Source organism: Cupriavidus sp. WS (genome assembly GCF_000395345.1).
GTDB lineage: Bacteria > Pseudomonadota > Gammaproteobacteria > Burkholderiales > Burkholderiaceae > Cupriavidus > Cupriavidus basilensis_B.
Genome location: NZ_AQPL01000423.1, coordinates 1 through 11765, shown reverse-complemented (window position 1 = coordinate 11765; position 11765 = coordinate 1). Strand labels below are relative to the sequence as shown.

Genomic DNA, 11765 nt, shown 5'->3' with positions numbered 1-11765 from the left:
GGCCTGAAGCGGTAGCTTCCGGCCGCCGCTCCAGGCGGCTTCCGCGGCGGCTTTTCCGATCACTTCTCCGGCTACCCGGGCCGCCCCCGCCTGCCCTGTCCGTCACTTCGGGAAATATTCTTCCGGCGCCGCTACAACCGCCGGAAGCCCTGCCGTAAACCCGGTCATCCCCGGGAGCCATCCGCCCGCCCGTCGAGTGCGCATGGCACGCATTTCGCTTGGAAGTGCGCCCCGGTCATCTTTCCCGATTCAGTGACACGCCCCGCCCGGCGGGGGTTTCCCGATCCCGACATGAACATCAGCCAACGCCTGTTGCTTTCCCTTTCCCTGGCCCTGGCCGCCCTGCTGGTGGTGGGCCTCGGCGGCATCTGGCAGCTGCGCCAGTCCGAGCAGCGCTTCGAGTATTTCAACGACAACACGCTGGGCAGCGTGCGCACGCTCGGCGAGCTGAAGGACAACGTGAACGCCATGCGCGTCGCGCTGTACCAGCACACCATGAGCGACGACCTCAAGGCCAAGTCCGACAACGAGGCGGTGCTAGTCCAGGCAGACAAGAATTTCGAGGCCACCGCCGCCAGGTACGAGCGCGACGACATCAGCGACGACACCGACCGCAAGCTGCTCGAGGCCGACCGCGCCGCCTTCAAGCGCTACCGCGACACGCGCCCCGCGCTGCTGGCGAAGTCCCGCGACAACGACTACCAGGCCGTCCAGGAACTGCTGCTCAGGGGCGAGGTGCACCAGGCCTCGCTCGCGCTGCGCCAGGCGCTCGACGCGCATATCGCCTACAACACCAAGCTCGGCGAGCTGGCCGTGGCGGACAACCGCGCGCGGTACCGCACCTCGGTCCAGGTGTTCTCGGCCCTGATCGCGGCGGCGGTGCTGGGCACGGTCGTGCTGGCGGTGGCGCTGTACCGCCGCATCCGCAACAGCCTGGCCGAGATCGAGCAGACCCTGGAATACGTCAGCAACAGCCTCGACCTGGAGCGCCGCGCACCAGTCGGGCGCATGGACGAGATCGGGCGCACCGCGGCCGCCTTCAACCGCCTGCTCGGACGCGTCGGCGCCGCCATGCGCGAGGTGCGCGAGTCGACCGAATCGGTGGGCGTGGCCGCGCGCCAGATCGCGGCGGGCAATACCGACCTGTCGGCGCGCACCGAGCAGCAGGCCGCCTCGCTGGAGGAAACCGCGTCGAGCATGGAGGAGCTGACCACCACCGTGCGGCAGAACGCCGACAACGCGCGCCAGGCCAGCGGACTGGCCGGCGACGCGGCCAGCGTGGCCGAGCAGGGCAGCCACGCGGTGCAGCAGGTGGTGCAGACGATGGGCGCGATCGCGGCCAGCTCGGGCCGTATCGCCGAGATCACCAGCCTGATCGAGGGCATCGCGTTCCAGACCAACATCCTGGCGCTCAACGCCGCGGTGGAAGCCGCGCGCGCCGGTGAGCAGGGCCGCGGCTTCGCCGTGGTGGCCGGCGAGGTGCGCACGCTGGCGCAGCGCTCGTCGAGCGCCGCCAAGGAGATCAAGGACCTGATCGACGAATCGGCCGGCACCGTGCGCGCCGGCTCCACGCAGGCGCAGGACGCCGGCAAGACGATGGACGACGTGCGCCAGGCCGTGAAGCGCGTGTCCGACATCATCAGCGAGATCAGCGCGGCCTCGGCCGAGCAGAGCGCGGGGATCGAGCAGGTCAACCAGGCGGTCGGCCAGATGGACCAGGTCACGCAGCAGAACGCCGCGCTGGTGGAACAGGCCGCCGCGGCGGCGCAGTCGCTCGACGACCAGGCCGGCAAGCTGCGCGACACGGTGTCGACGTTCCGGCTGGCCGGGGCCTGAACAACCGGCATCGGTCGCGCCGGCTACACCGCCAGTATCTCGGCCAGGCGCAGCACCACGCGCGGGCCGTGGCGGATCAGGTCGTGCGCGCGCTCGCCGATCATGACGGCCGGCGCGTTGGTGTTGCCGCCGATCAGCGTCGGCATGATCGACGCATCCACCACGCGCAAACCCTCCACGCCGCGCACGCGCAGTTGCGGGTCGACCACCGCGCCCTGGTCCATGCCCATGCGGCAGGTGCCGACCGGGTGGTAGATGGTGTCGGCATGCTCGCGGATCATGGCGCGGATGGCGGCGTCGTCGCTGCCGTCGGCCTGCAGGTGCGCGGAATAGAGTTCCTTGCCGCCGAACGCCGCCAGTTGCGGCTGGGCCAGGATGCGGCGCACGATGCGCACGCCGGCCACGAGGTCGTCGAGGTCGCGCGGGTCGGACAGGAAACGCGGGTCGATCAGCGGGACCTCGCGGATGTCGGGCGAGGCCAGCCGGACCTCGCCGCGGCTGCGCGGGCGCAGCACGCAGACATGGCACGAGTAGCCGTGGCCGAAGCGGAGGCGGCGCATGTGGTCGTCGGCCATGCCGACCACGAAATGCAGTTGCAGGTCGGGCTCTTCGAGCTCGGGCCGGCTCTTGAGAAACGCGCCGGCCTCGGCGAAGTTGGAGGTCAGCATGCCGGTGCGCTCGCGCCGGTAGCGCAGCATCTCGGCCAGCAGGCGCAGCGCGCCGCCCGGCGACACGCCGAACAGTTCGGACGCCGCCACGCGCTTGTGCACGACGACGTCGATATGGTCCTGCAGGTTCGTGCCCACGCCGGGCAGGTGGTGCACCAGCGGAATGCCGAGCTCGCGCAGGTGCGCGCCCGGGCCCACGCCCGATGCCATCAGCAGTTGCGGCGAGCCGAACGCGCCGGCCGCGACGATCACCTCGCGGCGCGCGCGCAGCAGCGTCTCGCGGCCGTCGAGCCGCACCATCACGCCGGCCGCGTGGCGGCCTTCGAAGGCGATGCGCAGCACCTGCATGCCGGTCAGCACGTGCAGGTTGGCGCGGCCGCCGTTGCCGGCCGGGTCGGCGGCATCGCCGCGGTGCAGGTAGGCGCGCGCGGCGTTCCAGCGCTCGCCGCCGTGCTGCGTCACCTGGTACCAGCCAGCGCCTTCCTGCTCCATGCCGTTGAAATCGTCGTTGCGGCGGTAGCCGGCCTGCTGCGCCGCCTCGATGAAGCGCTGGCCGAACGGATTGGGCGTGCGCAGGTCGGCGACGTGGAGCGGGCCGCTGCCGCCGTGCAGCGGGTCGTCGTCGCGCCCGGCCAGGCGCTCGTTGCATTCGGCGCGGCGGAAATACGGCAGCACGTCGTCCCAGGCCCAGCCGTCGCAGCCGGCCGCGGCCCAGCCGTCGTAGTCGGACGGGCGGCCGCGCGTGTAGATCATGGCGTTGAGCGACGAGCTGCCGCCCAGCCCGCGCCCGCGCGGCTGGTAGCCGCGGCGCCCGTCCAGGCCGGGCTGCGGCACGGTGCGGTAGCCGTAGTTGTGGCTGCCGGCGCGCGGCAGCATGGCGGCGACGCCGGCCGGCGTGGAGACCAGCACGTGGTGATCGTGGCCGCCGGCCTCGAGCACCGCCACGCTGTCGCTGCCGCTGTCGGCCAGCCGTCCGGCCAGGGCGCAGCCGGCCGAACCGCCGCCGACGACGAGATAGTCAAAGGTGGTTTCCATCTGTCTCCCCGCGTGGCCGGGTGGCCGGCGCGCCGGCGTTGCCGCGCCCGCCACGGCGATCCCCGAGCCGGTCTGAAAACCAGTGTAGGCGCTTTGCGGGGAGGGGGAAAAGGACGAAGCGCAGACCGCCGCGGCCGCCGCCGCGCGCGGGCGCGCCCGCGCGGAGGCGCCGGCCGGCGCACCAGGAAAAGGCATGCGGACGGCCGCCCGGCGGGCTGTGGCGCGCCTTGCGGTGGGCCCGCCCGAATGCCAGCCCGAATGTCCGCCTGAACGCCTGTTTGAAGCGCCGCGCGCTAGAGGCGCGCCGCGATTGTGCGAGGGAGCGGCATGGCATATGGTGCGGGGATCGATAACGCCATGCGCGCCAGGGGCAGCGCATGGCCCCGGAGACCGAGAGATGAGAGAAGTGCCCGAGATGTCATCCGTGTTCGGCGCCATGCACGCCGCCTCGCGCAGCGACCAGGCGCCCGCCTGGGCCGTGCGCGCCGACCGCCTGCGGCGCCTGCGCCGCCTGGTCACGGACCACCGGGACGAGATCGCCACTGCCATCAGCGCGGATTTCGGCAACCGCTCGCGCCAGGAAACCGCCCTGCTGGAGATCTTCCCGAGCGTGTCCGGCATCGACGACGCGCTGCGCCACGGCAAGCGCTGGATGCGCGTGCGGCGCGCGCGCACCGGCATCTGGTTCCGGCCCGCCAGCTCGCGCCTGATGCCGCAGCCGCTCGGCGTGGTCGGCATCGTGGTGCCGTGGAACTACCCGCTCTACCTGACCGTCGGCCCGCTCGCCGGCGCGCTGGCCGCGGGCAACTGCGCCATGATCAAGCTTTCCGAATACACGCCGCGCTTTGCCGCGCTGTTCGCCACGCTGGCGCAGCAGACCTTCGCCGCCGACGAAGTCGCCGTGATCAACGGCGACGCCCTGGTGGCAAGCAACTTCTCCGCCCTGCCCTTCGACCACCTGTTGTTTACCGGCTCGACCCAGGTCGGCCACCACGTCATGCGCGCGGCCGCCGCCAACCTGACGCCGGTGACGCTGGAGCTGGGCGGCAAGTCGCCCGCCATCCTCGGCCCCGGCGCCGACCTGGAGCGCGCGGTGGAGCGCATCCTGGTCGGCAAGCTGCTCAACGCCGGCCAGACCTGCATCGCGCCCGACTACGTGCTGCTGCCCGAAACGATGCGCGAGCGCTTCGTCGAGTCGGCGCGCGCCTGCGCCGGCCGGCTCTACCCTGACCTGGACACCAACCCGGACTACACCACCATCATCAGCCCGCGCCACTTCGCGCGGCTGGGCGGCCTGGTGGACGACGCCGCGCGCGCGGGCGCGCGCGTGGTGCCGCTGACGCAGGCCGCGTCGGACGCCGCGCACCGCCGGCTGGCGCCGGTGCTGCTGCTCGACGTGCCCGGGGACGCCACCGTGATGCGGGAGGAAATCTTCGGCCCGGTGCTGCCGCTGGTGACGTACCGCTCGCTGGAAGACGCGATCGCCTACGTCAACGCGCGCCCGCGTCCGCTGGCGCTGTACCTGTTCGAGCGGGAGCGCGGCGCGATCGACCGCGTGATGGCGCAGACCGTGGCCGGCGGCGTCAGCATCAACGAGACGCTGCTGCACATCGCCCAGGAAGACCTGCCGTTCGGCGGCGTCGGGCCCAGCGGCATGGGCGCGTACCACGGCGAGGCGGGCTTCGCGACCTTCTCCAAGTTCAAGCCGATCTTCCGGCAGTCGGCGCTCAACGGCGCGGGGCTGCTCAAGCCGCCCTACGGCAGGCGCTTCGAGACGATGATCCGCATGCTGCTGCGCTGAAGCGGCAGGGGCCGCCTTACGAAGCCAGCATCGGCCGGCCGAGCATGCGCGACAGCACCGCCTCCGGCGAGTGCGTGTGGTCGCCGATGACCTTGGGCGACAGGTAATAGGTCTGCTCCATCATGGCGCGCCCGCGCATGGCGGCGTGCAGCACCTGGTCGCTGAACACCATCCAGGTGGCGCCCGGCGGGAACTGGAATTCCTGCTGCGGCACATTGGCCTGGTAGGCCAGGTCGGCCTTGGCCAGGTCGTGCAGTTGCAGCATGCGGTGGTCGTATTCCGAGCGGCGGCGCTTGGTGATGTGCAGCAATTCCATCAGGCGCGCCTGGCCCGGCCACATGCCCTTGGTCTGCGGCACGAAGCGGCGGGCGAAGTCGCCGAACGGCTCGCCCACGCGCCACACGCGCGGCGCCTGCGGGTCGATGTTGTGGAACACGCGCAGCAGGCGCTGGCCCAGCAGCGGGTTGGACGGGAAGGCATCCACGTGCAGGCGGGTGTCGTCCTTGCGCCAGCTCACCGGGCGGCCGGCGATCTCGCTCGGGCGCAGCGAGGTGCCGGCGCGCACGAGGTGCGGGCCGTACTCGGGGAACAGGCTCAGCACCAGCTTTTCGCTGGACTCGGCATAGCGGCGGATCAGGCGGTAGAGGTCCTTGAGGTCCTGCTCGCCGCCCTGGGCGCCGCGCACGGCGTGGTCGCTGGCGCGCAGGTTGATGTTCTTGGACTTGCCGTCGGACCAGCGGCTGTCGAGAAAGCGTTCCTCGCCCGGCTCGAAGCGGAAATGCAGGTTCGGGAAATACAGCACCGCGCCCTGCTCGAGCTGCTGGCGCAGCCCGGCCGCGGTGGCGGCGTCGACCTGCGGCGCCCAGTCGGCGTAGGGCTGGGGACGGATCAGGTTGAAGGCGGGGCCATCCGCGCCGGGCATGGCGGCCTGGCCGGCTGCGGCCGGCGCCGGCGTCGAATGGGTCGTGTCTTGTGACATGGGCGTCCTCGGGTATGCGGGCTGCGGGCTCCGCCGCGCGGTAATCCGGCGGACTCCGGCAGGCTCTGGCGGGCTTCGGCAAGAGAGCGGGGCGCCACTTGCCGGGCTGCTCCGCGATCCCGCGATTCTACCCTCGCGCGCTGCGCGCGCCATCCCGGCCGCCGGCCGCGCTTGATCTTCGACAAGATCGCGGGCGCCAGAAAAAACGCCGCCCGGAGGCGGCGTTCTGCGCGGCGGGGGCGGGCCTTACAGGCCGGCGGCGGCGCGCAGCGCGGCGGCCTTGTCGGTGGCTTCCCACGAGAATTCCGGCTCTTCGCGGCCGAAGTGGCCGTAGGCGGCGGTCTTCTCGTAGATCGGGCGCAGCAGGTCCAGCATCTGCACGATGCCCTTCGGGCGCAGGTCGAAATGCTCCTGCACCAGCGCGGCGATGGCCTCGTCGGAGATCTTGCCGGTGCCTTCCGTGTACACGGTCACGTTAATCGGGCGGGCCACGCCGATGGCGTAGCTGACCTGCACCTGGCACTGGCGCGCCAGGCCGGCGGCGACCACGTTCTTGGCGACGTAGCGCGCGGCGTAGGCGGCCGAGCGGTCGACCTTGGACGGGTCCTTGCCCGAGAACGCGCCGCCGCCGTGCGGCGAGGCGCCGCCGTAGGTGTCGACGATGATCTTGCGGCCGGTCAAGCCGCAGTCGCCCTGCGGGCCGCCGATGACGAAGCGGCCGGTCGGGTTGACCAGGTACTTGGTGTCCTTGAGCATCGCGGCCGGCAGCACCGGCTTGATGATTTCCTCGATCACGGCTTCGCGGATCTGCGCCTGGCTGATGTCCGGCGCGTGCTGGGTCGACAGCACCACGGTGTCCACGCTGTGCGGGCGGCCGTCGACGTAGCGCACGGTCACCTGCGACTTGGCGTCCGGACGCAGCCAGGGCAGGCGGCCGTCGCGGCGCAGCTGCGACTGGCGCTCGACCAGGCGGTGCGAATAGTAGATCGGGAACGGCATCAGTTCCGGCGTCTCGTCGCAGGCGTAGCCGAACATCAGGCCCTGGTCGCCGGCGCCCTGGTTCAGGTAGTCGTCGGAGGCGCGGTCCACGCCCTGGGCGATGTCGGGCGACTGCTTGTCGTAGGCCACCAGCACGGCGCAGCCCTTGTAGTCGATGCCGTAGTCGGTGTTGTCGTAGCCGATGCGCTTGATGGTGTCGCGTGCGACCTGAATGTAGTCGACGTTGGCGGTCGTGGTGATTTCCCCGGCGAGGACCACCAGCCCGGTGTTGCAAAGCGTCTCGGCCGCCACGCGCGCGTACTTGTCCTGGGACAGGATGGCGTCCAGGACTGCGTCGGAAATCTGGTCAGCGACCTTATCGGGATGGCCTTCGGAGACGGATTCCGAAGTGAACAGGAAGTCGTTTGCCACGAACTTTTTCTCCAGGTTGGCTATTGCGCGCCAACCTGTTCAGCCCGGGCGGCGACGCTTTAGCGGTATTTTCAAGCCGTTCCGGTAGAACGGTATCGCCCCGCAAGTTGTCAGTTAACTCGGCGATACGCGCTATTATACGCGCCTGCCGGCCGCTGTGCAGCAGGCCCCACAGCCATCGGGGTTGCCTGCGCGCGGCGCCGTCGCGGCCATTGCCGGCGGATGCGGCCGGGTTCCCGGCCACGCCGGCCGCGCGGACCGTGCAGGTGCGAAGACGGGCCCGGAACACGCCGCCCGCCTCGTTTCGATTGCCCCAATATCGGCGCCACCGGGCAAAAACCTTAATCCCTTACCCGGCCACGATGCCGCTGAGCGCGATCCGATGACCTTTTTGTTCTGGCTGATTTCCCGCCTGCCGCTGTCGTGGCTGCACGCCGCCGGCGGTGCGCTGGGCCTGCTGGCGGCGCGCCTGCCGGGACGCTACGGCACCCGGCTGACCGCCCACCTGCGCCAGGCCTATCCGCGCGCGGACGCCGCCACGCTGGCCGAGGCCGCGCGCGCGACCGGCCGCATGATCCTGGAAATGCCGTATTTCTGGTGCCGCCGCAACCCGCCCGGGCGCATGTACGGCTTTGCCGGCCCGCTGTGGCCGGAGCTGGACCGGCTGATGGCGCAGGAGCGCGGGCTCATCATCCTGGTGCCGCACCTGGGCTGCTTCGAGGTGCTGCCGCAGGCGTTCGCGCTGCGGCATCCGGTCACCGCGCTCTACAAGCCGCCGCACCAGCCGTGGCTGCGCGCCTGGATCCTCAAGATGCGCACGCGCCATAACCTGGCGATGGCGCCGGCCGAGCCGCGCGGCGTGCGCATGCTGCTCAAGGCGCTCAAGCGCGGCGAGGCGGTCGGCATCCTGCCCGACCAGGTGCCGCCCGGCGGCGAAGGCGCGTGGGCGCCGTTCTTCGGCAAGCCGGCCTACACCATGACGCTGGTGCAGCGCCTGCAGCAGCACACCGGCTCGCCGATCGCGGCGATCTTCGCCGAGCGCCTGCCGCGCGGCGCCGGCTTCCGCGGTCACATGCAGGTGATCGAGGAGCCGCTGCCGGCCGACCCGGCCGCCGCCGCCGCCGTGCTCAACCAGGCCATCGAGGCCCTGGTCGAGGCGGCGCCCACGCAGTACCTGTGGGGCTACAACCGATACAAGCAACCGCGCGGCGCCGAGGCTCCTCCCGCACCGGCGCCGCTTCCCAACTAGAACAGATGAGCCGTATCTTTACCTGGCTGGGCATTGCCCTGCTGACCGTGCTGGGCAAGCTGCCCTATCCGCTGGTGGCGCGCTTCGGCGAAGCGCTGGGCAGCCTGCTCTACCTGTTTCCGAGCAGCCGCCGCGGCGTGGTGCAGACCAACCTGCGCCTGAGCTTCCCCGAGCGCAGCGAGGCCGAGATCGAGGCGCTGTCGCGCCAGACCTTCCGCACCGTGTTCCGCAGCTTCGCCGAGCGCGGCATCTTCTGGACCGGCAGCGAGAAGCAGATGCGCCGCTGGGTCCGCATCGAGGACCACGCCGACCTGGTGGCGCTCGACGGCAAGCCGCACATCCTGGTCACGCTGCACCTGTCGGGCGTGGAGGCCGGCGCGATCCGCCTGACCATCCACCTGCGCGACCACGTGGGGCGCTCGGGCGCCTCGCTCTACACCAAGCAGAAGAACGACCTGTTCGACGGCTTCCTCAAGCACGCGCGCGGGCGCTTCGGCGCCAACATGATCGCCCGCAACGACAGCGCGCGCGACATCATCCGCTGCCTGCGCAAGGGCGAGGCGCTGCAGCTGATCGCCGACATGGACTTCGGCGAGCGCGACTCGGAATTCGTGCCGTTCTTCGGCGTGCAGGCGCTGACGCTGACCTCGGTGTCGCGCCTGGCGCGGCTGACCGGCTCCAGGGTGGTGCCGATCTACACCGAGATGCTGCCCGACTACCAGGGCTACGTGCTGCACATCCTGCCGGCCTGGGAAGACTATCCCGGCGACAGCGTGACCGACGACACGCGGCGCATGAACGCCTTCTTCGAGGACTGCATCCGCCCGCGCATCGCCGAGTATTACTGGGTGCACAAGCGCTTCAAGCACCGTCCGCCGGGCGAGCCCGAGATCTACTGACACTACCGACACGGCCCGCGGCGCGCCATGCACGCGCGCCCGGCCAGGCATACAATCGCACCATGAGACTCCAGTTCACCAAGATGCACGGCGCCGGCAACGACTTCGTCGTGCTCGACGGCATCCACCAGACCCTGAACCTGACGCCCGCGCAGTGGCGCGCGCTCGCCAGCCGGCATTTCGGCGTGGGCGCCGACCAGATCCTGGTGGTCGAGAAGCCCACCCGCGACGACGTCGATTTCCGCTACCGCATCTTCAACGCCGACGGCGGCGAGGTGGAGCACTGCGGCAACGGCGCGCGCTGCTTCGTGCGCTTCGTCACCGAACGCGGCCTGACCGACAAGCGCTCGGTGCGCGTGCAGGTCATGAACGGCGTGATCACGCTGACGCTGCAGGACGACGGCCAGGTCACGGTCGACATGGGCGCGCCCGAGCTCGAGCCGGCGCGCGTGCCGTTCCGCGCCGAGGGCCTGCCCACGCGCGGCGAAGGCCGCGACACGCTGTACGGCCTCGAGGTCAACGGCCGCACGGCATGGATCTCCGCCGTGTCGATGGGCAACCCGCACGCGGTGCAGGTGGTGGACGACACCGAGGCCTTCCCGGTGCTGCAGGACGGCCCCGTCATCGAACATCACCCGAGCTTCCCCAACCGCGTCAACGCCGGCTTCATGCAGGTGCTGGCGCGCCACACCGTGCGCCTGCGCGTATTCGAGCGCGGCGCCGGCGAGACGCTGGCCTGCGGCACGGGCGCCTGCGCGGCGGTGGTGGCCGGCATCCGCCGCGGCCTGCTGGACTCGCCGGTGGTGGTCCACACCCACGGCGGCGACCTCACCATCGCCTGGGACGGCGAAGGCGAGCCGGTGCGCATGACCGGCCCGGCCACCACCGTGTTCGAGGGCAGCATTGACCTGGAGCGGCTGCCTGCCTGACCATAGGGGATTGCGGCCCGCCCGGGCCGCGCCCCCGATGGAGTGCCAATGCCCCTCGCCGACTTCCGCATCACCTCCGGCAAGAACTTCCGCCTGGCCGACTTCGACCCAGGCGCCAAGCCGCTGTCCAGCGGCGACAAGGCCGCCGACCTGGCGCGCATCTCCGAGCTGAGCACCGAGCTCGACCTGCAGCAGGACGTCTTCTATGCCGAGCACCGGCGCAAGCTGCTGATCGTGCTGCAGGGCATGGACACCGCCGGCAAGGACGGCACCGTGCGCGGCGTATTCCGCAGCTTCGACCCGCTGGGCATCCGCGTGGTCAGCTTCAAGTCCCCCACCGCCGAAGAGCTCGCGCACGACTACCTGTGGCGCATCCACGCGCAGGTCCCGCGCGCCGGCGAGATCGTGGTGTTCAACCGCAGCCACTACGAAGACGTGCTGATCACGCGCGTGCACGAGTGGATCGACGAAGACGAATGCGAGCGGCGCTACAAGCAATTGCGCGCGTTCGAGACGCTGCTGATGGAAACCGGCACGACCATCGTCAAGTGCTTCCTGCACATTACCAAGGACGAGCAGAAAGCCCGCCTGGAGTCACGGCTGGCCGATCCGCAGAAACACTGGAAGTTCGATCCGCGGGACCTGGAGGAACGGCAGTACTGGAAGAGCTACATGACCGCCTACGAGGCGGCGATCGCCGCGACCAGCACGCCGGAAGCGCCCTGGTACATCGTGCCGGCGAATTCCAAGACGCATCGGAACCTGATGGTGGCGGAGATTGTGTTTGATGTTTTTTCGAGGTTGAAGCCGGCTTATCCGGCTGGGGATCCGGGGTTAGGGAAATTGAAGGTGGTTTGATTATTTTGAATGTTTTTAAAAGTCTAAAGGCTTAACTTTAAAGTCAGAGGCTTTAGCTTCAAAGTCAAAGGCTTAAAATCAAAGGCTTAAAGTCAACTACT

General features: G+C 70.2%; 9 protein-coding genes. 6 read left to right on the top strand and 3 right to left on the bottom strand.

Going from position 1 to position 11765, the window contains the following annotated elements; genetic code table 11:
- Window positions 1-291 precede the first annotated feature (291 nt).
- On the top strand, window positions 292-1836 hold the full coding sequence (locus tag K206_RS0129380) for a methyl-accepting chemotaxis protein (RefSeq protein WP_020205937.1): 1545 nt from the start codon (window positions 292-294) through the stop codon (window positions 1834-1836).
- 23 nt (window positions 1837-1859) lie between these two features.
- Here K206_RS0129380 and K206_RS0129375 read toward each other — a convergent pair whose 3' ends face one another.
- A complete protein-coding gene (locus tag K206_RS0129375; protein WP_020205936.1) occupies window positions 1860-3539 on the bottom strand; it encodes a GMC family oxidoreductase in 1680 nt (559 codons plus the stop codon).
- Between the two features lie 397 nt (window positions 3540-3936).
- Here K206_RS0129375 and K206_RS0129370 point away from each other — a divergent pair, with 397 nt between their 5' ends.
- Window positions 3937-5340 (top strand): coniferyl aldehyde dehydrogenase, encoded by a 1404-nt coding sequence (locus K206_RS0129370; RefSeq protein WP_029044229.1) that lies wholly within the window; start codon window positions 3937-3939, stop codon window positions 5338-5340.
- A 16-nt stretch (window positions 5341-5356) separates the two neighbouring features.
- Here the strand turns inward: K206_RS0129370 and K206_RS0129365 are convergent, their stop codons facing one another.
- Window positions 5357-6262, bottom strand: coding sequence for a Kdo hydroxylase family protein (locus tag K206_RS0129365; protein WP_029044228.1), 906 nt, complete (start codon window positions 6260-6262; stop codon window positions 5357-5359).
- A 303-nt stretch (window positions 6263-6565) separates the two neighbouring features.
- Complete coding sequence (gene metK, locus K206_RS0129360) at window positions 6566-7729, bottom strand: methionine adenosyltransferase (RefSeq protein ID WP_020205933.1); 1164 nt, start codon at window positions 7727-7729, stop codon at window positions 6566-6568.
- Between the two features lie 382 nt (window positions 7730-8111).
- Between metK and K206_RS0129355 the strand changes: the two genes are divergently transcribed.
- The 4 genes from K206_RS0129355 to K206_RS0129340 all read left to right on the top strand — a co-directional run bounded on the left by K206_RS0129355 (window position 8112) and on the right by K206_RS0129340 (window position 11664).
- Window positions 8112-8978, top strand: coding sequence for a lysophospholipid acyltransferase family protein (locus tag K206_RS0129355; RefSeq protein ID WP_020205932.1), 867 nt, complete (start codon window positions 8112-8114; stop codon window positions 8976-8978).
- Window positions 8979-8983: 5 nt separating this feature from the next.
- Window positions 8984-9877: a lipid A biosynthesis lauroyl acyltransferase gene (locus K206_RS0129350; protein WP_020205931.1), complete on the top strand. Its 894-nt coding sequence runs from the start codon at window positions 8984-8986 to the stop codon at window positions 9875-9877.
- 62 nt (window positions 9878-9939) lie between these two features.
- The gene (gene dapF / locus K206_RS0129345) at window positions 9940-10806 is read left to right on the top strand and encodes a diaminopimelate epimerase (RefSeq protein WP_020205930.1); all 867 of its coding nucleotides are present in this window, start codon (window positions 9940-9942) and stop codon (window positions 10804-10806) included.
- Window positions 10807-10854: 48 nt separating this feature from the next.
- A complete protein-coding gene (locus tag K206_RS0129340; RefSeq protein ID WP_020205929.1) occupies window positions 10855-11664 on the top strand; it encodes a polyphosphate kinase 2 family protein in 810 nt (269 codons plus the stop codon).
- The last annotated feature ends 101 nt before the right edge of the window (window positions 11665-11765 follow it).

Coding starts and splice junctions, on each gene's coding strand:
- K206_RS0129380 (WP_020205937.1), top strand. CDS start 292: ATGAACATCAGCCAACGCCTGTTGCTTTCCCTTTCCCTGGCCCTGGCC.
- K206_RS0129375 (WP_020205936.1), bottom strand. CDS start 3,539: ATGGAAACCACCTTTGACTATCTCGTCGTCGGCGGCGGTTCGGCCGGC.
- K206_RS0129370 (WP_029044229.1), top strand. CDS start 3,937: ATGAGAGAAGTGCCCGAGATGTCATCCGTGTTCGGCGCCATGCACGCC.
- K206_RS0129365 (WP_029044228.1), bottom strand. CDS start 6,262: ATGCCCGGCGCGGATGGCCCCGCCTTCAACCTGATCCGTCCCCAGCCC.
- K206_RS0129355 (WP_020205932.1), top strand. CDS start 8,112: ATGACCTTTTTGTTCTGGCTGATTTCCCGCCTGCCGCTGTCGTGGCTG.
- K206_RS0129350 (WP_020205931.1), top strand. CDS start 8,984: ATGAGCCGTATCTTTACCTGGCTGGGCATTGCCCTGCTGACCGTGCTG.
- dapF (WP_020205930.1), top strand. CDS start 9,940: ATGAGACTCCAGTTCACCAAGATGCACGGCGCCGGCAACGACTTCGTC.
- K206_RS0129340 (WP_020205929.1), top strand. CDS start 10,855: ATGCCCCTCGCCGACTTCCGCATCACCTCCGGCAAGAACTTCCGCCTG.